Genomic DNA, 25,740 nt, shown 5'->3' on the forward strand with positions numbered 1-25,740 from the left:
TTGTGTATAAAGTCTATATTAGAAAGATAATTCTTGTAAGTCTGTCCCATTATCAAGCCCGAGCTTTGAATAGAGGCTAGTAGTAAGTTGTTGCAGTTTGTCATCAGATAGACTGTGTTTTAAGGCAATCATTTCATTGCTAAGCCCTTTTGAAATATCGTTTAAAATACGCACCTCCATATTCTCAAGATCATACTGGTATATTAGAGATTCCATATAATTGTCATCTGCGTCTTGGACATTTTTGTAGGCACTGAGTTCTTTTAATTCTTGGACTTGAAACATTAACTTTTGTTTCATTAGGACCCCTTTTCTTTGAATATCTTTAAAAGAAGCAAGAAGCAATATAGCAATTAAAGTAAAGTTTAAAGATGCAGCTATAGCTACTTGTGCAGGAGTATAATGTATAAACGATAGATTAAAGATGTGAAGTATAAAATAGTCCGCAAGAAATAAGATGTCAATACTATACACTAGTATTAGGATTGTTTTTCTTGGGCCTTTTGCTATCATAAGCATCAAAGCCCACATGAGAATCACTGTTGAAATCGAGGTAATGTCTACACCTGTGAAACTAATAATGTTCTGAGTTACAAAATAAATTATCAGAAATAGAGTGGACAGACCGCTTATGATAAGCATAAGATACTTTATCCATAGCTGGTGTGGTCTTACTTTCAAATAAAACATCATGAAACCTGTAGCCGAAAGACCTACTAAATAATGTCCAAATATTTCAAGAGATGTAGATATGTCACTACTAACCCCAAATAAATACAAGACATTGTCTTTTGTTAGGATACTTAAAAGGACAGCAAACACTAAAAATGCAAAAAATAGAAATTGCGTATTTCTAACTATAAAGTAAAAAACTAAAATCGCTACGATGAGTGCTATCGCTGTACCATAAAAGAAACCAATGCTTAATAAGCTCCTTTTTTCATTGCTAGCAAAAGAAGATTCATCAGATAAATGAATAGGGAAGTAGGCTTCTAATGGGAAATTTGCTTTTAGGTAAAGTGGGAATTCAAGATTTCTTTTGACTAGGAAATAGGAAGGAAACCGTGTGTCCTTCATAATGTTAAGTTCTTTACCATTAGAATCGTATAATTCTAGGTAACTAACGTGCGAAGATTTCAATTCGAGAATCTCTCTATCTGCAGTTATATCATCTATTTTAAACCAGTATGTGCCATTCTCAGCTCCGAGATTATCTGAACTGGTAGAAGTGAAAGTAGCATTTTTCACTTCATCAATAGTAAGGCTTCCGTTTGTGTCTCTTAGATAGTAAATAGATTCAAATGGAGTGCCCGCACTTACGCACAGCAAAGCCAAAAGAAGCATTAATATCTTCATTATTTCTAAAATTTAATACACAATAATACGTTAAAACGCACTAAGTTACAACTTTATCGTACTCTTAGTGCATTTTAACGATATATTATGGTACAAAAATTAGACCATATCCTCAGGACGTACCCATTCGTCAAATTCTTCGGCAGTTACATATCCTAGGTTAATAGCTTCTACTTTAAGTGTAGTTCCATTTTTGTGAGCAGTGTTTGCAATCTCTGCTGCTTTATAGTAACCTATCTTAGTATTTAACGCTGTTACTAGCATCAAAGAATTGTCTAGAAGCTCTTTAATACGCTCATTGTTAGGCTCTATGCCTGAAGCGCAATGATCTGAAAATGACAAGCAAGCATCACCTATAAGTTGTGCAGACTGTAATAGGTTTGCAGCCATCATTGGTTTAAATACATTCAGTTCATAATGTCCTTGCATACCTCCCACACTTATAGCAACGTCATTACCCACTACTTGGGCGCAAACCATAGTTATGGCTTCACATTGCGTAGGATTTACCTTACCAGGCATTATAGATGATCCAGGCTCGTTTGCTGGAATCGATATTTCGCCAATACTACTACGTGGTCCTGACGCTAGCATTCTAATGTCATTTGCTATTTTATTGAGAGATACGGCTAGTTGTTTAAGCGCTCCATGAGTTTCAACAATAGCATCGTGAGCAGCAAGTGCTTCAAATTTATTTTCGGCAGTACGGAAAGGGTGACCAGAAAAATCTGCCATATAAGAAGCTACAAGCTCAGCATATCCTTTTGGAGTGTTAAGTCCAGTTCCTACTGCTGTACCACCTAATGCAAGCTCAGAAAGGTGGTCAAGCGTATTGTCTAGCGCCTTTAGTCCGTGATCAAGTTGTGATACAAAACCAGAAAATTCTTGACCTAGTGTAAGTGGAGTAGCGTCCATTAAGTGCGTACGTCCTATTTTTACTACATCTTTAAAGGCAACCGCTTTCGCTTTAAGCGTGTCTCTTAATTTACGTACTCCTGGGATTGTAGTTTCAACTACTTTTTTATATCCTGCGATATGCATTCCTGTAGGGAATGTATCGTTAGAAGATTGTGATTTATTTACGTCATCGTTAGGAGCTAGTGTTTTTTCACCTTCACCTATTACTTTTCCTGCTAGTTGGTGAGCACGATTTGCAATCACCTCGTTTACATTCATGTTACTTTGAGTTCCAGAACCTGTTTGCCAGATTACTAGTGGGAACTGATCATCATGCATCCCTGTGAGGATTTCATCACAAGCTTGTGCAATAAGATCTCTTTTTTCTGTAGAAAGGACACCTAGCTCACAGTTCGTGTAAGCAGCTGCTTTTTTAAGAATGGCAAAACCGTGTACAACCTCGATAGGCATAGATGCAGGAGCACCTATTTTAAAATTGTTTCTTGAGCGCTCTGTTTGAGCTCCCCATAGTTTATCTGCGGGTACTTTTACCTCGCCCATCGTATCTTTCTCGATTCTATATTCCATAATTGAATGTGTTAAAATTGGTACACAAATTTAAACATTTGGCTTCATTTCACATCGTTGATAAGCTGTCAATAAATGTGTTTTTTCTCTTGTGAAAAATAAATAATATCAACTATCTTTGCTTCAAACTAGAAAAGACACGATCCTATGTTCGATTTTGACCAATATTTAGGTTTTCTCGCATTCTTAACCATCCTTACTATAGGATTTTGGTTAATGATATTCCTTCTTACATTTGTAATACCTTACTGGGTAGGAGGTTCATTTATTGAATTTATGAAAGAGAAAAGAGAAGAGCGCAAGCTTAAAAGAGAGCAAGAAAATAGCTAAGATATTTTTTACGCATACGCGAAAATATATAAACCTTCAACACAAGCTGTTGAAGGTTTTTTTATGAATTCTTTATTTTAAATTTCCTTAGTTGCTAAAAGCAATATGATCTCTCAAAGTTGTAGATCTAATACAGTCAGCCTCAGAGGTGTCACCAAACTCATCTACAAACTTTGTACATTGCATTCCATCTGGTAAGCAAGCTTCACCAAAGGTAGTTTGTGAGGTGCACATCGTTGCTCCCGTGCTGTAAGTTCCTTTTTCATCTAGCTCTAAGGCAAAAGTCGACACGTAGTTATCGTTGCTAAATACTCGTAAATACTTATTGCCTTCTACATCTATCACCTTTAAGGATGATGGAACAAGCTGCAGGCCGAGCGTCCGTGCTTTTGCTTGAAACGCATTTAAGAAGGAAACTTCAGATATAGTAAATACAAATGATTCTTTTTCTAGCAGTCCTACAGCTGTAAGACTTATTTCATCTACACTAGGTAAATGGTCTGTACTAGCGTTAAATCTAAGGTTGTCGTCACAAGACGTAAGGAGGACAGCTGCGACTAAACAAGAAAACAAATACTTTTTCATAATACATTATACGTTAGTTTATAATTTACAAGCATTCGGTAAATGGGCTAAATTTATTCTAATTATGAATTGGTAATTTTCTTTTCTAGTTAAATTTTTCAGGTGTTTTAGTTAATTTTTTGTGGTTCATATTTTCGCGAAAGCGTATCCATTATCACAAAAAAAAGAGCCTCCGTGTGGAGACTCTCTTTAATGAAATTCACTGTACTTCTATTCACATTATTGCTTGACGTTCTTAAGATCTACTTCATTTCCATCTTTGTCTAGCATTTTCACTTCGTCAAAGCCCATTTTTTTAAACTGTGCAAATTGTGTTGCGGCGTCACCTACTACGAGGTAAGCCATCTTGTTTTCATCAAGATATTTATTTGCAAGCGCTTTGTGCTGCTCTAACGTCATATTACGTATTACGTCTTCCTCTTTCTCAATGTAATCTGTAGGAAGATCATATGCGCTACGCTCTTGTAACATTCCTAATAAAGCAAATTGCGTCTCAAAACGACGTGCATTAGATTTAATCAGCGCATTTTTTGTAAAAGCAAGATCCTCCTCAGAGATTCCTTCTTTGTACTTTTTAATTTCATCTCTAAAGATTTCAACAGATTCTCCAGTTGTGTTAGTACGTACACTAGAAGAAGCAGTAAATGTACCTGGAAGTTTAGATCCATTAAAGTAGGTACGGGCTCCATAAGTATATCCTTTTTCTTCACGTAAAATAAGGTTTACAGCTCCAGAGAAAGATCCTCCTAGTTTATAATTCATTACTTCGGCAGGGTAAAAGTCTTGGTCTGTACGAGCCATTCCTATGTATCCTATGTTAATCACAGATTGCTTTGCTTCTGGAATGTCTACAAATAATAAAGAAGATTTATCTCTTGTATTTGCTATTGGGTATGCTGGGATTGTAACTTCTTTTGCTTCCCATTTAGACTCAAGATCTGCAAGTGCTGCTAGCGCATCTTCTTTTTCAATTTTTCCTACGATATGGAAACGGCTCACAGAAGGTGAGAAGTTTGTTGCGTAGAAATCCTTTAGATCCTGCATCGTGATACTATTTACAGACTCCTCTGTACCACTTGTAGGGTAAGAAAAGATGTGGTCTTCACCGTATAATACTTTGTTATATACATTACTTGCTACTGCATTAGGATTTGCAGCGCTACGCTTAATACCGTTAATAGTAGCGGTCTTGATACGTCCTAGTTCTTCCTCATCCCATCTAGGCTCAAATAAAATCTCCTCTATAAGGTCCATGGTAGCGGCAAAGTTACGAGTAAGCGTATTTCCTTGAATAGTAATCGCCTCACGAGATGTATACATATTGATACTTGCTCCTAGTAATTCTATCGCTTCTTCTAGCTGTTCTGGTGTTTTATTTGCAGTACCCTCCATCATAATATCTGTCATAAGGTTTGCAACCCCATTTTTTTCCATACTATCAAGCAAGTGACCGCCTTCTATCACGAGGTTAAAGTTTACTGTAGGAATCTCATTTTGAGAAATACCATACACTTCAATACCATTAGATAGCTCTGCTTCCCATGAACTTGGAATTTTAAGCGCTGGTGCTTCTCCTACAGATGGAGGCGTAGCGCGATCAATTTTAGATGGTGTTTTTACTACTTCTGTAACTTCGTCTTCTACTACCTTAGTTACATTCTCTTTTATTTCTTCTTCAACAACGTCTGCTTTTACAGAGTTTTCTACAATAAGATTAAGTTGGCCTTTAGGTACAAAACTCGTTTGCACGTATGGCTTCCCTTTTACGTAAGTGTTATACACACGCATTACATCTTCCTTTGTAACTGCTTTGATATTCTCAATATCTTTTTCAATAAAATCTGGCTCACCAGCAAATACATTATAGCTTGCTAGTTGGAACGCTTTACCGTTAACACTGCTTATGCCGTTATAAAAACCAGTCTCAAGACCTGCTTTGATACGTTCTACATCTTTATCTGTAACGCCTTCTGCTTCAAATTTTGCAAGACCTTCGTCTATTGCCGCTTCAATCTGATCAAGATCTACACCGCTATTTGCAGTGATAATCACGTGAAATTCTCCTGCAATTTCTTGGCTATTGTTGTAAGCTGTTGTTCTTGAAGTAAGATCTTTTTCTTTTACGAGAATCTTATATAAAGGAGCTTTCTTTCCGCTAGCAAGAATTTCAGCTAAGAAATCTAATGCGTAGGCATCATCTGTATACTGCTGCACTGTTGGGTACACACGGTGTAATTGTGGTGCTTGTGCAAAGTTATCTTCGTGGTACAGTTTCTTTGTTTCGGCAATGGTTACTGGCTGTGGCTCAAGTGGAGCTACCTCTTGGCGCTTTTTAATCTCACCAAAGTACTTCTCAATAAGCGCCTTTGCATCTTCTGTTTTAAAATCTCCTGCAAGTACGAGTGTCGCATTGTTAGGACCATAAAACTTATCGTAAAATTCTTTTACGTCTGCTACCGTAGCGTTTTGAAGATCTTCTAGCTCACCAATAACTTGCCAGTTATATGGGTGACCTTCTGGATATATGTTTTTATCAAGTACCCATCCCGTGTGACCATAAGGATTGTTGTCTACACGTTGTCTTTTTTCGTTTTGAACCACCTCTTGCTGGTTTTCAAAAGCAGATTCTGTTACCGTATTAATCAAGAATCCCATGCGGTCAGATTCCAACCATAATACTGTTTCTAGTGCATTATTAGGCACTGTTTCATAATAGATAGTTCCATCTTTCCAGGTACCTCCATTTAATGTTCCTCCGGCATCTTGCACCGTTTTAAAGAACTGATCTTGTGGTACATTTTCAGATTCTTGAAAGAGCATATGCTCAAAAAGGTGTGCAAAACCAGTGCGTCCAGTCTTCTCACGGTTAGAACCTACGGCATATTGTATAGCAAGTGATACAATAGGATCACTACTATCTTGATGCAAGATAACGTCTAGTCCGTTTTCAAGTTCGTATTTTTCATAGTCTATCGAGAGTTTTGCATCTGCTGCTTGTGCCTTGTCACCACTGGCATTGTCTTTACACGAGGTAACAACAAGGGCTCCTGCCATAAGGACAAACGCAGCTGTTTTTAAGTTTTTCATGATCTGTGTTTTTTGATTTTTTAAGATTCTGTAAGATAATCTGCAACTTGATACCCTTTTCATAAAATTATGTTAATGGCAGATAATGAGATTGTTAATAATATTTTCGTAGCGATATAGACTTCATTTAGTATCACAAATTCTCATTTTTTTTGAATTTTTAATCCTACAGCATTTATTTAAGTCACGTCTCATGCTACGGTATTTTCTGTAAACGAACAGAAGAATAGTATTTTTGCAGCGCATCCATCAAGGCAGCATTCATGAAAAAGCTCAAAAAACCATTGATTATACTATTTATTGTTGCAAACCTATATGCCATTCTCTGTGGAGGTTTATACTTCTTTCAAGACAATCTTATTTTTCATCCGCAGCAGTTGCCGCAGGATTATGACTTTGATTTTGAACATCCGTCTGAGGAGGTTTGGCTTGATGCTCGAGATGGAGCACGCTTACACGGACTTAACTTTCAAGTAGACGATGCAAAAGGAACCATTTTATACTTTCACGGTAACGCTTCAAGTCTTGCTCGCTGGGGAGAGATTGTACAGTTTTTTGTCAAAAAACAATATAATGTTGTGGTAATGGATTATCGTCAGTATGGAAAGAGTGGAGGAGCACTTACTGAGCAAAATTTATATGATGATAGTTTGCTGTGGTACGCTTTCGCGAAAGCGCAATATCCCACAACTCCAATAATAAGCTACGGTAGAAGTCTTGGGACAACATTTGCGACTTATGTGGCTTCTAAAGAAAATGTGAGCCAACTCGTATTAGAAACTCCTTTTTATAGTATTGAAAATGAGGCAAGCTCAAGATTTTCTATTCTTCCAGTCAAGAAATTACTCAAATATGAATTCCCTACCTATCGATTTATAAATGATGTAGCATCTCCTATAACAGTGCTTCACGGCACAGAAGATGATGTGGTGGCATACGATCACGGAAAGCGCTTATTTGACAGCATTGAGCAGGAAGAAAAGATGCTAATTACGATTCCAGAGGGCGGACATAATAACCTCATTGAGTTTTCTGCTTATGAGGAAGCTATAGATAAGGTGCTTAATTAATTATCGTATTGTTTCTTCCTTAATCCACTTTGCAATGAGAGCTAGTGCTCTTGGAGCCATGGTTTGCTCTATTTCTGAGTATTCTGTTAACGCGCCAGTGGTGCTTTCTTGAAAGAGATGATTAAGCCCTTCAAAGGCTACCGTTCTTGTACGCTCATTATTACTAGATGTAAAAGCTTCTTTTATAGCTTCTAGATTCTCTTCATAAGGAACTTGAAAATCCTTTTTGCCATTCATTGCGAGAATTGGAGTCTTAATTTTATTGAGATACGTACTAGGTCTTGTTCTCAGTAGGCTTATAATTTCGGGAGTGGTGATTTGATTTGTGATGGATGCTACTTGCTGTGCAGATACAATAGGGCCAAGTTTGTTGAGTAGAGCTGCATTTACTTCGTTTTTCAAATCTTTATGATTTTCTGGAGCATTTACAATAATCTCATAAGCAAGTCCCACGATTTCTAGTCCTTGTTGTATTTGAGCTTCTGGCACATTAAGTAACCGTTCTAGCGCTGCTTTTTGTGAGAGCATGAGTTGGTCACCATCTATTCCAGGTCCTGCTAGCATGACTGTAAAATCTACATCATCATTTGTTGCCGCAATTTGCGGAGCGATAATCCCTCCGATGCTATGACCTATAAAACCAAATTTAGACTCCTTGAGATAAGAACGTTTTTTAAGATACTCAAGTGCAGCCGTTGCATCTCTCGTAAACTCGGTGATACCTGCAGTTTTAAAAGCTCCTGTAGATGCACCCACGCCACGCTCGTCGTATCTAAAAACCGCAATACCTTGGCTTGTAAGGTAATCTGCAAGGACGTAGTATAACTGGTGGCCAAACATATCTCCATCTCTATTCTGCGGGCCGCTACCACTTATGATAATGGCTACGGGAGGATTCTTTATATAATTAGGAAGTGTGAGTGTACCGCTAAGTTCGATATCGTCCTCCTTATTTTTAAAAACGAGATCTTTTGTGGTGTAGTTAAAGGGCGCCTTCGGTTGTTGTGGTCTGTTTAGTGTAATCACACCACGCTCGAGGTTGAGTGCTACGGGAACGTTATTTTGGATAATATTACCCGTAAAGCTATCATTCTCAAAAGCACCTTTGTAAATGATATTGAAATCTGGAAAAGTCGCGACGAGTGTGTCATTTGTAAACGTAGTAGTTGCTGCTTTTCCCGCCATAAGTCCTTGGCTTGGGATATCCATTGTGGTGGCAAGAGCGCTATTTTCTTCTTGAATGTGAAAAGCAAAGTCCAGCTTTTTTCCTTGAAAGTTTACGCTGCCTGTCCAGTCTCCTGTAATTTCTTGTGAGTAGGAGGTAAGCGCGATTAAAAAACCTAGGATGAGTGTGAATAAAGCTTTCATAATGTACTAGTAAAGAATATATAGAATACTAAGATACTTGTAAATGTATGGATTGAGGGTAAAGTCTTCAAATTTTGGCGAAAGCCTAACAAAAAGAAACCCGAGGCTTGCGCTCTCGGGAATCTAACCAACCAAAGTTGTCTATGGCTGTTGTATCATGCGTTACTTCTTAAAATTTAGTAGAAGTTGGCGATTTTTTAATTTTATATGTTACTGTCGTTACAGAGTCATCATCATTGTTATACTCCTCAGAGACCATATTACCATCCTCATCAAAGTAGCTTACAGAAATCCCGTTTGCTGTTTTAAGTAAGTACACGTCACCTTTTGCAAGTTGGCGCATAGTCCCATATTCAGAAGTATTATTATCACGAGTTCTCATAATAGTATATCCATCTTCAGATTCTTTAAGGTCGAATTCAGAATCATTATAAGTATACGTCACCTCGCGTTTTACAATCGTATTTCCTCGTTGTAACGTTTGGTTTAATTGTCCTTCCTCTGCAGGATCAAGTTGTGTAGGCGTTACTGTAGATACTTTTTCTGTTTTATAAACAGTCTCGTTACCTAGTGAAGATTTTACCGTCGTTCTTGTCGTTGTTGTTTCTTCTATCGTTTCTTGTGCTTGTGCTGCGGTGATTGTAAAAAGTGCTGCACATACTGTATATATTAACTTCTTCATGTTGTTTTGTTTTGGTTCTATACAAAAGTACTTATGCAATCCGTCTATGATGCTTAAGGCTATGGTAATGCTTTGCTAAGTCTTTGCCAAAGTTTAAGTAGCAACCTCCTCTTTCTCTTAAAATATCACAACTTTCGGATGTTTATATAAGCTTGGTCTGGCAGTCGGTAGATCTATAAATAAGAATTATCTTTGCATCCTGAAAAAAGAGTGGAAAGGTATTTTTTCCGCTTTCGCGAAAGCGTACTATTAATACACATTATTTTATGAAAGCTGGAATCGTAGGATTACCTAACGTAGGGAAGTCAACCCTTTTTAACTGTCTGTCTAATGCCAAAGCGCAAAGTGCAAACTACCCGTTTTGTACTATAGAACCTAACGTAGGTGTGGTAAATGTACCAGATGAACGTCTGTCAAAACTTGAAGAGCTTGTAAAGCCTGAGCGTGTAGTCCCTGCTACGGTAGAGATTGTAGATATCGCAGGTCTTGTAAAAGGAGCAAGTAAAGGAGAAGGACTAGGAAACCAATTTTTAGGTAACATACGTGAGACAGATGCCATTATACACGTACTACGTTGTTTTGACAATGATAACATTGTACACGTAGATGGAAGCGTAAATCCTATAAGAGATAAGGAAACGATAGATATCGAGCTGCAACTTAAAGATCTTGAGACTACAGATAAGAAGCTTGAAAAAGTAAAAAGAGCATCGCGCACAGGTAATAAAGAAGCGCAAGCAGAAGAGGCAGTGCTTTTAAAAATAAAAGCAGGACTAGAAGCAGGTGTGTCTGTACGAGCAATTGAGATTGATGATGATGCGAGAGACGAATTTGTAAAACCATTACAATTTATAACAGACAAGCCAGTGATGTACGTATGTAACGTAGATGAAGGCGCTGCGGTAAACGGGAATGAGTATGTAACAAAGGTACGTGAGGCTGTAAAAGAAGAAAATGCAGAGGTAGTGGTACTTGCGGTAGGTACAGAAGCAGATATTACAGAGCTAGATGATTATGAGGAGCGCCAGATGTTTCTTGCAGATATAGGTCTCGAAGAGCCAGGAAGCGCTGTTTTAATACGCGGAGCTTACAAGTTATTGAACCAGCAAACATACTTTACTGCAGGAGTAAAAGAAGTACGTGCATGGACGGTAAACATAGGAGCAACTGGGCCACAGGCTGCAGGAGTAATCCACACAGACTTTGAGAAAGGCTTTATACGTGCAGAGGTAATTCAATATGAAGATTTTGTGACCTATGGGAGCGAGTCAAAAGTACGCGAGGCTGGAAAGCTAGCAGTACAAGGAAAAGAATACATTGTTAAGGATGGAGATGTTATGCATTTCTTATTTAACGTATAAGTACAAGCATCATTAAGAAAAAAGCCTCACTGTGAAAACAGTGAGGCTTTTTTTATGATGATTGGTTAATGTACTTATTAGTCTAGAATTACAAAAGATCGTAAAAGTCTAGATAGCTTATCTGAGGTAGTAGATTGTATGGAATGAAGCTTTAGGTAGGCTTTAACCTCATCTAGTTGCTCTCTATTTTCAATAGTTTGAAAACGCGAGTTATATTCTTCAAAAAGTGATTTAGGACTTTCTTTATTAATGACTTCAAACACGTTGCTGTGACGTGTATCAGGTTTGATTTTAGTATTGTACAAGTTAGTAAGATACGCTTCGTCACCTTCTAGTACTTGAAAGAAATTACCAAAAGAGTGTAAAAGTATGCCGCGCACACCACGCTCATTATTACGTTTATTAGTATGATCAAAAATCTCGTGAATTTCTTCTTCAGATAGATCCTCAGCGGCTTTACTAAAATAACAGATGGTGTACACAGATTTCATAACTAGGGATGTTGCGGCAAATATAAAAAGATTATGATAAATGTTTAACTCTTTTTAAAACTAGAGGGACGTTATTGGAAATTGGATGAACAGAATTGCGCGGTGGACGTTTGTTGTTTGCTTACTGTTGTTTTCTCACTGTTGTGTGCTTACTGTTGTGGGACATCTCTCTAAATCTCTCTTCGAAGAGAGACCTCATTTTTTTCCCCTAGCGGGGAAGTGGTGGGGTGGTTTTCTTCCCCTTGCGGGGAAGGGTTTTTTGTTGTTGTTGCTTACTGTTGTTTTCTCACTGTTGTTTTCTAACTGTTGTGTGCTCACTCTTGTGAAACATCTCTCTAAATCTCTCTTCGAAGAGAGACTTCATTTTCTTCCCCTTGCGGGGAAGTGGCGGGTGGTTTTCTTCCCTTGGCAGGGAAGGTTTTTTTGTTTTTGTTTTCTCACTGTTGTGTGCTTACTGTTGTGAGACATCTCTCTAAATCTCTCTTCAAAGAGAGACTTCATTTTTCTTCCCCTTGCGGGGAAGTGGTGGTTGGTTTTCTTCCCTTGGCAGGGAAGGTTTTCTTGTTGTTGCTCACTGTTGTTTTCTCACTGTTGTGAAACATCTCTCTAAATCTCTCTTCGAAGAGAGACTTTTTTGCTCCTTCCCTTTGAAGGGAAGGTTGGGTTAGGATGTTAGGTGTTGAGGGAAGGTTGTTTTAAATTTTTTAATATTAAAAGTGCTAGGGTAGTGGGAGTTATGTGGTGGATTAAAAAAAACTACAAAAAAGTGTTGTTGTAAAGGAAAAAGCACTGTATATTTGCACCCGCAATCAAGCAGATAGCTTGATGAGGCACTCTAGGAGAATTGGCAGAGTGGTCGAATGCGGCAGTCTTGAAAACTGTTGAGGGTCACACCTCCGGGGGTTCGAATCCCTCATTCTCCGCAAAAGAAACCCGCAACCTTGTTGCGGGTTTTTTGTTTTATAACCATACGTCAAGCTCCGCTTGTAAGTAGGGGTAGAAAACAAAAAACCTAACGAGCTGTGCTCGTTAATGGTTTCACGCTTGCCCAGGATTCCCCCTTGGGATCACCGCAGGTAATCCTTTTTTATCTAATTATTTAGCTGGTGCAATGATATTTAGCTATCAATTATTTGATTGATAGTTACTTTTAATAGGTCTAAACTTTCAGTAAGAATTTGACGATCAATATTTGCCGACAAAATTTCATCACTACTGCGCTGTACAAGCAGTAGTGATAATTGCTCTCTTATAAATAGACGAACGTCTTTATGGGTGTTTTTTATTTCAGAAACAATGTCGCTATTATTTAATAATACGTAAAGTATATCTTCAATATCGTGACTGGTGCGGTAATCTGTACCTCTGCTATTAAATGCTTCAAACTTAGTAGCTATAAATATCGATGGACTAAAAATTTGAATCTCTTGCGTGTTGACTTTTGCTTTGTGGATGTCCTTAAAGCCATATGCATACCATTTGTTATTACCATTTACAGGGTTATCAATACCATCTGGAATTATATCTACAGGTACTCCTTTAAATATTTTACGCACAATAGAGGTGCTTACTAGGTCTGGATAAAATTTTTGATTCCGTAATTGCTCTTCTATTTTTATCCAATCACTATAATTCTTAACTTTAATAGTAACATCTATATCTTCAGTTACTCTTATTTCATTAATTGCGTGATTATCTGCGTATAAACTCACCACTGCACCGCCTACAAACACCGCTGTCTCCTTGAGTTCCTCAAGTCCAATAGCTACTTGCTCAATTGCTTCTCTATTTTTTTCCTGACTTATCATTTATAGTACCAATAATTTCGTACCATCATTAGTGCTTTTAGCATCAAAAAATAAACGTTCTAAGGCTTTAATAGCCATAGCTTTTTCCCTTGCCCTGCCTACGCGTAAAGTATCTACTAAGGCTAACAATTCATATAAGATTGCGTCACTTTCTACCGCCTTTATAACCGATGGATAAAGAGGTTCTATAGCTTGTCCTCTTAAAGTACCACGGGCTGAGGGCCACACATAATGCTCATTACTCACAATCTGAGAGTTAAGCGGTAGTGCAGAATGTGCTGTTGGTATTCCTTTAACTAATGACCCGGGTTTCTGCGGAAATACATAGGTAATACCACTCTTTAAAAAGTCGAGTAGTGCCAGTTTAAATACCTTCTTTCCAGAAGGGTCAATCAGGCCCGCATATTTTGAACGTACAATAGATTTACTCACCTCAGACTGGCTAATGCCTAATGTGTGTGCCAAATCTAGCTGCTGCCATTTTTCATTATTTATGGCAATAATCTTTAATAAGATCACAATGTCTTGCGGACTCATTATTTGTTGTTTATACCTCATAACTTATTATTCCATATTCGAATATGCAATAATAATGAATATATAATTAAAATTCAATAAGTTAATACATCATATTCCATATTCGAATATAGAATGCGTTACTTAAACTATGCTACTACCAACTACCAACTACCCCCTAATTAAGCACCTCCTTATGCGCTCCTTTTCTATAGCAACGTTCTTCACCTAGGTATAGCGGATTACCGTGTTTTTCTGACCAGAAGCCTTCTAGTAGATCTTTGGTGATGCATTGATAGACCACCACACCTTTGTAGATGGTCTCGTCATCGCCCTCGTAGTTAAAATTAATCACCAAGATGTTATTTTTAAAGAAACCAGTTCCTTGTTGGAGTTGATCACCACTTATTAGCCACGTAGCAACGATTCTTTTATGCTCATCTAGTGCTAGTGTGAGTTCGCCCTCATAGCCAGCTGCATCTTCACTTTGGTTGCTTCCTGTGATGGTGTATGTGCCTGCTAGGTCTTCTATGGTCATTGGTGGGTATACTTTCAAAGAGTATTTTCTTCTTTATTTAAATGTTAAGTAAGCTCCTTGTTTTTATAATTTAAAAGTCATGCAAAATGTAACTCAGTTAATTTACCCTGTCATCCCTTGTATAAATACCTCTACAAATTCTTTCATCTTCTCTAGTATTCGTTCTCCTATTTCCCTGGCTTTTAAAATACTTGGACGATTATCTAGACATTTAAAAACTTCATCTCTTATGGGTTCTTGACCGCTATAGATGTATGCGTCAATTAAAGCCTTAAACTGTGCTTTATCTAAATGTTCTTCTTCACAGAGCTTTCCTAAAGCCAATACTTTTTGATCTTGCCAGTACTGCTCAAACTCTTCTTCAATGGCATCTTCATCTTTTATGTGAGGAAGATTTTCATTGATGAATTTCTCAATGAGTTCGCGTTTACTGCGAAGCTTAATATCTCCACCTAGTAAATCAATAATTGCTTTTTTCTGCGCCTGAGCTTCGCTTGTATTTGCGTCTTTGAGTTTAGCGAGTAGTTTTAATATATAAGCAACATTAATTCTATCTCTGTGTATTAATTCTAATTCAAAATCAATATCATCAAGGATAGATGTCTTTTCCTTGGCTGTATCACGCTTTACCTTATCATATAAATCTAAATACTTGCCTTTATAATCTTCAAACTCTTTCTCGCTTATATGTAAATCATCCCACTCAAAAGCTGTATAAGATTGCAACACATTCATGTTTCTAAGCAATCTCCTAAAGGCTTGTACGAAGGCGGCCTCGTCTTCTTCACTAGCCAAATCATTTACACTTTGATATGTTGGAGTAATATCTCTTAGATTTTTTAATGCTTCGTCAAACTTGACTGCGATTGCCTCATAATCTGGCATAGTAACTACTTCTATGGCATCTTTGTTTGAGAATAGAGTAATAGCATCATCTGTCGCTTTTTTAAGGTTACGGAAGCACAATATGTTTCCTTGTGACTTCTGATCTCCTAAAGTTCTATTCGTGCGAGAGAACGCTTGTATTAAGCCGTGTTGTTTTAGATTTTTATCAACGTAGAGCGTGTTTACCTTTTTCGCATCAAAACCAGTTAACATCATGTTTACCACAATAACGATATCAAGTCTATCTTTTTCGTCATCAAAGGTGATTTTCTCACGTTCTTTTAGTCGCTTACTAATGTCCTTAAAATAGTTTTCAAACTGTTGTTGGTCTTTAGTAGTAAAACTCGTGTTGTACATTGCATTGTAATCTGCAATGTAGCTTTCTAATTTATCTCTTGTATGGCTTAATGTATAAGCAGAAGCAGGTTCTGCAGCTTGCAACATTTCATCGTCTGGGAGTGCATCTATAGCAAAGTCACTATCTTCATTTGCACCATACGTAAATATCGTAGCAATGCGCAAATCGTGTTCTCCAGCTTCTTTCTTTTTCTGGAAGATGTCATAATACTTAATAGCATTATCAATACTACTTACAGCAAATAGACTAGAGTAGTCTTTATCAAAAGTTTTTTGTGAATGTCGAGCAATGATGTAATCTGCAATTTTTGAAAGTCGTTTGGGGTCATTAAAGACCTCTCTTTTATCAATGTCTTCGACTTCAATATCAAAAAAGGCATTACTCTTGTTTTTGTATTTACCTACATATTCAATCCCAAAGCGAAGAACATTCTCGTCTTTAATCGCGTCTGTAATCACGTACTTGTGTAAACAATTTCCAAATAAATCTTTGGTTGTGCGCTTACCTAAGTCATTTTTTGACGCATTATCTGCGAAAATCGGCGTTCCCGTAAAACCAAAGAGTTGACTATTGGTAAAGAACTCGGTTATTTTATTATGAGTTTTGCCAAACTGCGAACGGTGACACTCATCAAATATAAATACGTAACGCTCATTTTTTATAGGCTCCAATTTATTACGATAGTGCCCAGAGATTGCATTATTTAATTTCTGAATGGTCGTAATAATTAAATCTGAATCTTTAGGAACACCCTTTTTATCTTTAAAGGTGCCTAAGAATTGATTTACTAAACTATTGGTATTATTTGTGGTGTCTACGCTACCTTCTTTAAAGGCATTAAACTCCTTCATGGTTTGATAATCCAGATCTTTACGATCTACTACAAACACTACTTTAGTCACTTCTGGAACTTCCATTAAGATCTGGCTAGCTTTAAAGGAGGTAAGCGTTTTTCCAGAACCGGTAGTGTGCCAGATGTAACCGTTATCTGTTGTGGTTTGAACTTGTTTAATAATGGCCTCAACAGCATAGTATTGATACGGACGCAATATCATCATTATTTTATGCGTCTCATTAATTACGATATACTTTGCTATCATTTTACCCAAATGATTTGGGTTTAAGAATTGAGAAGCAAAATCAATAATTTCGGTAATATTTTTATTGTTAGTATCTGCCCAAAAGAACGTTTGTTTTACTGATTGCAGTTTATTATTGGCTAAATACTTGGTGTTGCCTCCATTACTAATAACGAAAAGCTGGACATATTGAAATAAGCCATGATTGCTCCAAAACGAATGTAGTTGATAGCGATTTATTTGATTAAAAGCTTCCTTTATCTCAGTCCCTCTGCGTTTGAGTTCTATTTGAACTAGAGGTAAACCATTTACAAGGAGAGTAACGTCATACCTATTTTTATATGAACCTTCTTGTGTAACTTGATTAGTTACTTGAAAAAGGTTGTTATTCCAGTTTTCCGAATCAAAAAAGCGAACGTAGATAGTTTCTTCTGCTTCTCCAGTTGCGCTAGTACGTATGAAGCTAAAACGGTCTCTTAGTTTTTTAGCCTTTTCAAATACATTGCCTTTAGCTAAATCATTGAGAATCGTATCAAACTCTTTATCGGTATAGCTATCATTATTGAAAGCTTCTAGTTGTGATTTTAAGTTAGCAACTAGTGCATGTCCATCAGCTATACTCACTTTAGTGTACCCCAGGCCAACTAATTGCTTGATGAGCTTATTTTCTAATATCGCTTCAGATTGATGCCCCATAACTTACTTATATTTTCTAAATGCTTGTATCGTTTGGTAAATACCATAACCTATAAAAATACGGCCTATAAAATCCCAGATAAAAAACCATTGTCTTGGGTTTTCATCCACTAGTTTCATGTAGTCTGTTCTATGTGTTGGATTGATGAACTGCACAAAGTATCGCCATTGCCAATTTTCATAATTCCAAGTAAAAACAAAATCGCCTATGTGAGACAACGCCAAATTAAAAAAGATACTAGCGATGGATGCGGTAAAGACTAAGCCAAGAAGATATGATGATCCAAACCAATTAGATAAAGCATTTAAGACAAGTACAATTATGTTAGAAATTGGTCTCCAGAATGTATGCCCATTAGCAAGCTTTTTTACTGATTCCTTTAATAAAGTTTTATTCTCCATTACTCTAAAAGGGACTGCATCAATATAATTTTTTTGAGATTCAAGTTGACTCTTTAAGATTCTATATGTTTCTCTTTTGTTCTCTAAAGGTATTAGATGTTCATTTGAAACCGCATTCTCATAAACTGTTTCATAGGCTTTTTGATAACTGTAATTTTTAGGATGCTGTTTTAACTCAGCAGAAAGATCCTTATAGATTTTTCCATACGCAGAATAATCATCAAACTGAAAATCAAAAACGCTTAATTCTCCAGCGATAATTGCAAGAGATAAATCAAAACCTTTTTCGGGATCTGTGCCTCGTAAAATCATTAATTTTTCAATTAAAGTATATGTAAATAATACATTTTCTTTAAAATTAACAGCAGAGAAGACAACGATATCTCTAAAATCCGTCTTGTAAAATGTAGTAGGTTTATAGAATGTACAGCTCCAAAAATCTGCCAAGTTATTAAATGTGGTATTTCTAAAGTTAACGTCACCTTTAAATTGACAATTGCGAAAGCGTACTTTACCATCCATTACTGAATCTTCTCCCCACACATCTTTCTTAAAAATACAATCAACAAAAGTTACAACGCAATTTTTATTATGATCACTCGATACATATAGGTTCTCATCAAACGTACAATCATTGAATGTCATATTGTATCCCTTTAAAGCAGGCAAACTTCCACCAGAAACATCAGTTAAAAGTTCAGCATCTCTCGTATCATTTTTAAACGGAACATTCACAATACATTCAAAATGAGAATCATCAAATGTATTACTATCGCTAACACTAGTTAGTAAATTTATTTGACCTGTAATAACATTTCCTCTCTCCATAACTAAACAAACATTTGCTGCAACAACCCTTTTTTAAACGTTTGCGTTTGGGTTATTTGAGTATGTACACTCTCTATTTTAGTATCAATACTTGATAAGTAGGTAGCGATTTTTTGTTGTTCTTCAAGGCAAGGAATCTTTTCTTTAATTGTTAAAACAGCTGATTCGTGAATTTTCCATTGCCCATATACTACACCCTGTCTAAACCTGAGCATTTTATTAATGAAGCTTTTCCGTACTAAAAACCTGCTAATAAATTGATAGTCATATAATTCCTTAATCTGAAAAATACTGTAAACAGGTGAAATACATGCCGACCCATAACTATTCAGACCTATAGAGCCTGTATCAAGGTTGTTCGAACTATAAATAAAATCTCCATATTCTGTTTTCTTATACTTTTTCCCATCTCCATCGTTAACTAAAAACTCTCGATTATATCTATCACCCTTAGGTGCTACACCCTTATGTTTGATGAATGCCATTAATGGATATTGTTCACTTTTGGGTGCTTGTTCATTTCTAACAGCCAAAATATCTCCCATTTTCTTCTCCTCCCAGTCTGGGTAGGGATTTCCGTTTTCGTCTTTGAAGCGCAACTGGCCAGAGAAGAGTTGTTGCATTACGCCTTTTTTGTATTGCTCCAACAATGCCTTCTTTTTGGTGAGCTGCTGTATTTTTTTATCTACCGCACTTAAAAAAGATGCTATTTTTTGTTGTTCGGGGAGGGATGGGAATGGAAAAATTGAACTTGAAATGTAAGCCCAATCCGCTCTTGGCATTTTAGAGCCTGATGTAACTAGCGTACTTGAGTGAAATTTATTGGTTTGAATCAAGCGGAATAAAAACTCATTACTCAATTCTTTACCATTTAAAACCCAAATTTCAGATGAACATACACCGTCAAATGGGGCTATGATATACTTTTTGAGATTTGGACGTAGTTTTCCAAACAATATTTCTCCCTTACTAAATTTATTCTTTATACTTAATTGATCCTTTGAGTTGAACACCTCCAAAAGTATACTGCTTTCTTTAGCAATACTTTCCATTTCAATACAAGGATATTCTTCTTTTGATTTTTTAGGGTTGTGTTTAGCTTTAGCTTTTTCTACAATTGTACCAAAGTCTTTTTTAGTCCAATTTTCTTCAAATTCCTTAAATCTTAATGCAGGCACTAGTTTACTTCGTCTTCGCTCAGCAGCGCTCTTTTCGGTGTTTTCAGCTATTGTAGTAGTACTCATAATTGCACGAAGGATAGAACGGTTTGTTTGAGCTCATCCCGATGGTAATCGGGATAGCGAGTAGTGATAGCCTGACCTGAAAGGTCGTGCCCAAATAGTATAAAAGCTTGTTTTTCCATTAAAAAGGAGTGTCTATGCCTAGTTCCTTACAAAAATTTGCTATGGTAGTATCTGTCGTTGCCATGTCTGTGTCTATCGCTTTAAGCGCTTTTGATACTGCAGTAAGGTCTACCGCTTCTTCCTCTTCAAAGGTGTCTACATAGCGAGGTATGTTAAGGTTATAGTCGTTTTCTGCTATTTCACTTAAAGTAGCTACATAACTATACTTGTCAATAGTAGCGGGAGATCCTTCGGCAGGCTCAGGATGACTGGTGTATGATTTATAGGTGTCTATAAGTTTAGTAATGTCTTCCTCACGCAAGTAGTTTTGCGTTTTTACCTTTTCAAAATGCTGACTCCCATCTATAAATAAGATGTTGTCTTTATGAACGCGCTCTTTTTTTAGCACTAAAATACAGGTAGGGATACTGGTGCCGTAAAAGATATTTGCCGGTAAACCTATCACCGCATCTAGGTAGTTGCGGTCTTTAATGAGGTACTTACGTATGTGACCTTCTGCTCCTCCTCTAAAAAGAACGCCGTGTGGTAACACTACCGCCATGGTACCGTTATCAGCTAGCTGGTGTACCATGTGTTGCACAAAGGCAAAATCTGCCTTAGAGCTAGGGGCTAGTTTACCATAGTTTGCAAAACGGTCGTCACTCATAAACAAGGGGCTTGCGCTCCACTTGGCAGAAAATGGTGGGTTTGCCACAATCGCTTCAAAACGCTGGTCTAGGTGTTGTGGTCGCTCTAGGGTATCTTCATTCTTAATATCAAACCGCTTGTAATGCACATCGTGCATAATCATATTCATACGGCACAAGTTATAGGTAGTAGGGTTCATCTCTTGCCCGTAAAATGCACTTACTTCTTTTACCTGCTTTGCAACGCGCAATAACAAAGAACCCGACCCACAGGTAGGGTCATACACAGATTTAAGTCTGTCTTTACCTACGGTAACTAGTTGTGCAAGGATGTTTGATACTTGTTGTGGAGTATAAAACTCGCCTGCCTTCTTACCTGCACCAGAGGCAAACTGACCTATGAGATATTCATAAGCATCACCTAGTAGGTCACTTTCTGTATTTGCAATATCAAAATCTATCTCATCAAGATGTGAGAGTACCTTTACAATCAGTTCGTTTTTATCATTTTCTGACTTTCCAAGTTTTGAACTCGTTAAGTCTAGATCTTCAAAGAGATTTCCAAAATCTTCCTCACTCTCAGACCCCATCGTACTTTGCTCTATGTGTGTGAGCACTTTTGCTAGGTCACCTAGGATAAACTGGTTTTTGCAACCCGCGTTTCCTCTACGTGCAAGCTCGGAAAAGAGTTCTGAGGGTAATAAGAAATAACCAAGTTTATCAAGCGCTGCATCTTTAATAGCTTCCATATAGGCAGCTTCTTGCTCATGACCTTCTACTTGCTGGAAGGTGAGACCGTCTGGTTCAAGTATGCGGTTTGCATACATATCCATTTTTGTACTCAGATATTTATAAAATATAAAACCTAATATGTAGTCTCTAAAGTCGTCTGCATCCATTTTCCCTCGTAGGGTGTTTGCAATGTTCCAGAGTTGTTGTTCAAGTTGTTGTTTAGCGTCTTCGGCCATAAGTATTGTTATCGGTAGGGTGATGATTTTTTAAAGCTAGCGGTGCGTGATATTATCAAAAACGAAAAGCTCCTCAACTTCAAAAATAGATAATACCATAATTAATAAGCAAGATACTCTTTCTAGTTTGTAAGAAATTACGGTTTTTCCCATAATGGATAAATTTTAAGAAAATTGAGGTATTATTTTATTCAATAACCTCACTCCTCCCCATCACGCCCCACATACAACTCCATCGCTTTCTTATATTTTATTGCACCTTTCATACTCAGATCATTAATAAAATTATCTAGCTCAGGATGATTGCGGGCGGTCCAGGCTACTAGGGAGTCGCGTTCTTGTTGCCACACATCCCAGTTTACATCGATGCAGGTGATTTCTTCTAGCTTAGTGATTTTGCCTTCATGTAGGTATATTTTATGACTGCAGGTGAGTGGGTTATTCTTTAAAAATTCGAATCGTAGCGAGCTCACGGCTACCGTAGCGATAACTTGCGCCCTGTCACTCTCTATGGCGACCACCTCGTAGGAGGGCTTAAATATGGAGTCCCATTTAAAGTGCTCGTAGTAACTTTCTTTGTCAAAAGGCATCACATAATCTCCCGCCGTGATGGTGATGCTATCGCTTATCAAGCTGCTTATTTCATGGTAATTCCCTTCGGCAACGGCCTTGTAGTAGGCAGCGACGGTTTGTTGTGAGGTCGCTTCTTTTTGTGTGCATCCCGTGAGTATGCAGAGTAGAGTGAGGAGGAATAGGGTATATTTCATAGCGCGTGATTATATGAATACTGCCCTAAATATACCATCTTTTATAGTGCCGTAGCTTGCAAATGAGGTGCTGTTTATGAGGTGTTTATGGTACGCTTTCGCGAAAGCGTGAAAACTCCACACACCATGAGTCTACAACTATTAAAGGCTTGCATAAAAATAAGCCTTCACTAGCGTTGGAGAACTAGGAAGGCTTACAGTCATTGGGTAAAGAACAGGGTGTTGCTACCTGCTAACCACAATAAAATCTGAACGTCTATTTTCTAAATACTGCACCTCTGTACAGCTATCGTCTGCCTCATCACAAATGTGTATGGGCCTTGATTCACCAAACCCTTTGGCGCTCTCAATGCGCGAACTCGTGATACCGTTTTTAATCAAATAGTCACGCGTAGAAGTCGCTCTGTTTTCTGATAAGGTCTGGTTATATGACGCTCCTCCACGTTGATCTGTGTGGGATTCTATCTTGATGATAAGCGCCGGATATTCGTTCATAATATCAATAATGCGCTGGAGCTGTTGTGCGGCAAATATGTTAATCGCATAACGATTAGACTCAAAATTAATAGGGTTGATTTTAATCTTTTCTATCTCACCATCTGTAACAAAAATGTCTGAAAGGTTAGCCAGTTTAAAATCTACAAAGTTAATAAGCCCATTAGGCTCTGTGCCTGTGTTTAAGTCCAACTCATCTTTTGAGTAGCCTATTTTTGATGCCTTAATATTGTATTTGATATTGCAACCCATCTGTAGGGTGTAGGTTCCTGCCGCGTCAGTAAGTGTTTCGGCTACTTGCTTATTACTTGTATCATAAGCGATGATAGTCACTGCTGGTAAAGGTGCGCCTGTTTGTGAGTCTGTAACGGTTCCTTCTAAGGTCTGGAAGCACTCACCGCGATCATATACAAAGGAGTAAATATCATCATCACCTTTACCGCCTTCTCTGTTTGAGCTAAAATACCCTTCATTTTTAGTGTTACTTGCCACATACGCAAAGTCGTCTGCATTGCTGTTAATCCCAAGGCCGAGGTTGCGGGCATTACTGTAAATGCCGTCTCTAAGCTGCGCCTTGTAAATATCAAGCCCGCCAAAACCTACGTGACCTTTAGAAGCAAAATAGAGTTCTTTATTTTTTACAAAAGGGAAAAAGTCATCATATGGTGTGTTTACTGCATCACCTAGATTGCGAGGTGTGGAGAGTGAGCCATCTGCTCGTATGTCACACACATAAATATCTGCACGGCCATAACCACCAGGCATGTCTGATACAAAATACAGCTGACTACCATCTATAGTTACAAAAGGCTGCCCTATGGAATAGCCGTTCCCGTTAATAGGGAGTTCTTCTTTATCAAACTTATCATCGTTAATCTGCACACGGTAGAGCTTAAAGAAGTTTCTCTTATTCTTTGTATAAATCTTGCGAGATCCAGATTGTGCACTTGAAGCATAGACCAGCGTTTGATCATTATTATAAAAAGTAGCCGTGGCATCGTGATACTGGGTTTCTAGCTCTTCATTAAAAAGCTTAACATTTGAGTAGGTACCAGTACTATCTATTGTGGCTTCATAAAGCGATAGGTAAGGGGTGTTATCTCTTTTATAGAGTTTATTTTCTTCATCATTGCGAGCCGTTGAGAATACTAGTTTATTCTTATACAAGGATCCGCCAAAATCTGCATAGCTAGAGTTAATATCAAGATTTGTAATCTGATAGAGCGTGTCATTTGCTATGATGTCATTAAACCTAGACTTTTCTTCATAGTATCTATTGAGCTCTTTGTCTTTTTTGGATAGTTTTAAATAGCCTACATAAAAATCATCTGCTGTATCATACTTTTTTAAGAAGCGTAGTACATCAAAATACTGCCAGATATGTGCAGGCTCCATCGTGTATCCTTGTGCGTCAAAAGTTTTTTTATAGGCAATTTCTGCACGCTCATAATTCTTAAGGTTATAATGCGTGTCTGCAATATGCTGCCAGGTAGTAGGCGCTATCTTTTCTGAGTCATTGAGGTGCTCATCATAAAGCACTGCAGCATCTGCATACATATGTCTGTCATAAAGCTCATCTGCTTTTTTTAAATCATTCTGTGCATAACTAAAACATACACACAACATGAATAAAATATATAGTGATTTCTTCATAGTGGTTTGATGTTAAAAGAATCTAGGTGAGAATGACATTCCCTTTTTCTTGAATAAAGAGAACTTTAAAATAACTTCATGGGTTCCATCATTGTAATTTGTAAAATCTGTAGTGTTATAATCAAAGGAATAGCCTAAAAATAGATTGTCTGAAATTTGAAAACCAGCCAGCGCACTTACCGCAGCATCCACTTGATAACTAGCACCTACGGTGAGCTTATCATGAAATAGGAAATTGGCCGAAAGATTATATCGCAGCGGACTACCATTTACATAATTTACAAGTGCAGCTGGTTTAAAACGGATGTTATCACTTATGCCAAAAACATAACCAGCAGTAAGGTACGTTTGCAACTCATCTGCCACGACAGCTTCCTCCACATTATCATAATACTCATCACTAAAAAAGTCAGGCACCGAGACTCCTACATACCAATTATATTTATACAAAAAGGCACCAGCTCCTAGCGTAGTTAGTAGTCTATTATCAATGTTATTTGTGAGTAGGGGATCACCTTGGTTTACAAACTCCCCTTTTGAAAAGTCAACATTGAGTAACTGAGCACCTCCTTTTATACCAAAAGCCAAATTAAGATCCCTATCCAACTGAATATTATAAGAGAAATTACCATCAAAGTTGAATCTCTCTGCAGGACCGTTTACATCTTTTGTCACATTTACACCTATACCAACGCGATCAGTAAGCGGCGTCTCAACACTGAGGTTATACGTCTCTGGAGCCCCATCAAAACCAGCCCACTGAGAACGATATATTCCCACCACATTTAACCCCTCTGAAGATCCTGCATATGCTGGATTTATAGCCATGGTATTATACATGTATTGTGTATAGTTAGGCGCTTGTTGTGCATTGATATGTATGCTTACACAACACATAATAAGTACTAAGTAAATCTTATATATTTTAAACATATTCGTCGT

20 protein-coding genes and 1 tRNA gene are annotated in these 25,740 nt (G+C 37.4%); 4 read left to right on the forward strand and 17 right to left on the reverse strand.

Going from position 1 to position 25,740, the window contains the following annotated elements; all coding sequences use genetic code 11:
• Positions 1 to 18 precede the first annotated feature (18 nt).
• Together KRODI_RS11580 and fumC are read right to left on the reverse strand one after the other, a co-directional pair.
• Positions 19 to 1,356: a 7TM-DISM domain-containing protein gene (locus KRODI_RS11580; RefSeq protein ID WP_013751787.1), complete on the reverse strand. Its 1,338-nt coding sequence runs from the start codon at positions 1,354 to 1,356 to the stop codon at positions 19 to 21.
• 99 nt (positions 1,357 to 1,455) lie between these two features.
• Positions 1,456 to 2,841: a class II fumarate hydratase gene (gene fumC, locus KRODI_RS11585; RefSeq protein WP_013751788.1), complete on the reverse strand. Its 1,386-nt coding sequence runs from the start codon at positions 2,839 to 2,841 to the stop codon at positions 1,456 to 1,458.
• Positions 2,842 to 2,988: 147 nt separating this feature from the next.
• Here fumC and KRODI_RS11590 point away from each other — a divergent pair, with 147 nt between their 5' ends.
• Positions 2,989 to 3,171 (forward strand): hypothetical protein, encoded by a 183-nt coding sequence (locus KRODI_RS11590; RefSeq protein ID WP_013751789.1) that lies wholly within the window; start codon positions 2,989 to 2,991, stop codon positions 3,169 to 3,171.
• An 87-nt stretch (positions 3,172 to 3,258) separates the two neighbouring features.
• Here KRODI_RS11590 and KRODI_RS11595 read toward each other — a convergent pair whose 3' ends face one another.
• Together KRODI_RS11595 and KRODI_RS11600 are read right to left on the reverse strand one after the other, a co-directional pair.
• Positions 3,259 to 3,756 (reverse strand): hypothetical protein, encoded by a 498-nt coding sequence (locus tag KRODI_RS11595; RefSeq protein WP_013751790.1) that lies wholly within the window; start codon positions 3,754 to 3,756, stop codon positions 3,259 to 3,261.
• Positions 3,757 to 3,975: 219 nt separating this feature from the next.
• On the reverse strand, positions 3,976 to 6,843 hold the full coding sequence (locus KRODI_RS11600; RefSeq protein WP_013751791.1) for a M16 family metallopeptidase: 2,868 nt from the start codon (positions 6,841 to 6,843) through the stop codon (positions 3,976 to 3,978).
• Positions 6,844 to 7,106: 263 nt separating this feature from the next.
• On the opposite strand from KRODI_RS11600, the gene KRODI_RS11605 reads away from it, so the two are divergent.
• Positions 7,107 to 7,913: an alpha/beta hydrolase gene (locus KRODI_RS11605; protein WP_013751792.1), complete on the forward strand. Its 807-nt coding sequence runs from the start codon at positions 7,107 to 7,109 to the stop codon at positions 7,911 to 7,913.
• On the opposite strand, the gene KRODI_RS11610 is transcribed toward KRODI_RS11605, so the two are convergent.
• Positions 7,914 to 9,281, reverse strand: coding sequence for an alpha/beta hydrolase family protein (locus tag KRODI_RS11610; protein WP_013751793.1), 1,368 nt, complete (start codon positions 9,279 to 9,281; stop codon positions 7,914 to 7,916). It abuts the gene before it with no gap.
• A gap of 169 nt (positions 9,282 to 9,450) precedes the next feature.
• Positions 9,451 to 9,963 carry a hypothetical protein gene (locus KRODI_RS11615; RefSeq protein WP_013751794.1) on the reverse strand — a complete coding sequence of 171 codons (513 nt, stop codon included), beginning with the start codon at positions 9,961 to 9,963 and terminating at the stop codon, positions 9,451 to 9,453.
• A 266-nt stretch (positions 9,964 to 10,229) separates the two neighbouring features.
• Between KRODI_RS11615 and ychF the strand changes: the two genes are divergently transcribed.
• A complete protein-coding gene (gene ychF / locus KRODI_RS11620; RefSeq protein WP_013751795.1) occupies positions 10,230 to 11,324 on the forward strand; it encodes a redox-regulated ATPase YchF in 1,095 nt (364 codons plus the stop codon).
• A 77-nt stretch (positions 11,325 to 11,401) separates the two neighbouring features.
• Here the strand turns inward: ychF and KRODI_RS11625 are convergent, their stop codons facing one another.
• Positions 11,402 to 11,815, reverse strand: a complete 414-nt coding sequence (locus tag KRODI_RS11625; protein WP_013751796.1) for a BLUF domain-containing protein — start codon at positions 11,813 to 11,815, stop codon at positions 11,402 to 11,404.
• Positions 11,816 to 12,653: 838 nt separating this feature from the next.
• Between KRODI_RS11625 and KRODI_RS11630 the strand changes: the two genes are divergently transcribed.
• Positions 12,654 to 12,738, forward strand: a tRNA-Ser gene (locus KRODI_RS11630).
• Positions 12,739 to 12,933: 195 nt separating this feature from the next.
• Here KRODI_RS11630 and KRODI_RS11635 read toward each other — a convergent pair.
• The 10 genes from KRODI_RS11635 to KRODI_RS11680 form a co-directional block, all read right to left on the reverse strand.
• Complete coding sequence (locus tag KRODI_RS11635; RefSeq protein ID WP_013751797.1) at positions 12,934 to 13,623, reverse strand: nucleotidyl transferase AbiEii/AbiGii toxin family protein; 690 nt, start codon at positions 13,621 to 13,623, stop codon at positions 12,934 to 12,936.
• A complete protein-coding gene (locus tag KRODI_RS11640) occupies positions 13,624 to 14,181 on the reverse strand; it encodes a hypothetical protein (protein WP_013751798.1) in 558 nt (185 codons plus the stop codon). It lies immediately after the preceding gene.
• Between the two features lie 136 nt (positions 14,182 to 14,317).
• Positions 14,318 to 14,677: a hypothetical protein gene (locus KRODI_RS11645; RefSeq protein ID WP_013751799.1), complete on the reverse strand. Its 360-nt coding sequence runs from the start codon at positions 14,675 to 14,677 to the stop codon at positions 14,318 to 14,320.
• Between the two features lie 102 nt (positions 14,678 to 14,779).
• Positions 14,780 to 17,695 carry a type I restriction endonuclease subunit R gene (locus KRODI_RS11650; protein WP_013751800.1) on the reverse strand — a complete coding sequence of 972 codons (2,916 nt, stop codon included), beginning with the start codon at positions 17,693 to 17,695 and terminating at the stop codon, positions 14,780 to 14,782.
• Between the two features lie 3 nt (positions 17,696 to 17,698).
• Positions 17,699 to 18,925, reverse strand: coding sequence for a pentapeptide repeat-containing protein (locus KRODI_RS11655; protein WP_013751801.1), 1,227 nt, complete (start codon positions 18,923 to 18,925; stop codon positions 17,699 to 17,701).
• A 2-nt stretch (positions 18,926 to 18,927) separates the two neighbouring features.
• The gene (locus KRODI_RS15140; RefSeq protein WP_013751802.1) at positions 18,928 to 20,169 is read right to left on the reverse strand and encodes a restriction endonuclease subunit S; all 1,242 of its coding nucleotides are present in this window, start codon (positions 20,167 to 20,169) and stop codon (positions 18,928 to 18,930) included.
• Between the two features lie 118 nt (positions 20,170 to 20,287).
• On the reverse strand, positions 20,288 to 21,883 hold the full coding sequence (locus KRODI_RS11665; protein WP_013751803.1) for a type I restriction-modification system subunit M: 1,596 nt from the start codon (positions 21,881 to 21,883) through the stop codon (positions 20,288 to 20,290).
• Between the two features lie 200 nt (positions 21,884 to 22,083).
• Complete coding sequence (locus tag KRODI_RS11670; RefSeq protein ID WP_013751805.1) at positions 22,084 to 22,650, reverse strand: hypothetical protein; 567 nt, start codon at positions 22,648 to 22,650, stop codon at positions 22,084 to 22,086.
• Positions 22,651 to 22,875: 225 nt separating this feature from the next.
• The gene (locus KRODI_RS11675) at positions 22,876 to 24,798 is read right to left on the reverse strand and encodes an OmpA family protein (protein ID WP_013751806.1); all 1,923 of its coding nucleotides are present in this window, start codon (positions 24,796 to 24,798) and stop codon (positions 22,876 to 22,878) included.
• 12 nt (positions 24,799 to 24,810) lie between these two features.
• The gene (locus KRODI_RS11680) at positions 24,811 to 25,731 is read right to left on the reverse strand and encodes a type IX secretion system membrane protein PorP/SprF (protein ID WP_013751807.1); all 921 of its coding nucleotides are present in this window, start codon (positions 25,729 to 25,731) and stop codon (positions 24,811 to 24,813) included.
• Positions 25,732 to 25,740 lie beyond the last annotated feature (9 nt).

Source organism: Dokdonia sp. 4H-3-7-5 (genome assembly GCF_000212355.1).
In the GTDB taxonomy this organism is placed as follows: Bacteria; Bacteroidota; Bacteroidia; order Flavobacteriales; family Flavobacteriaceae; genus Dokdonia.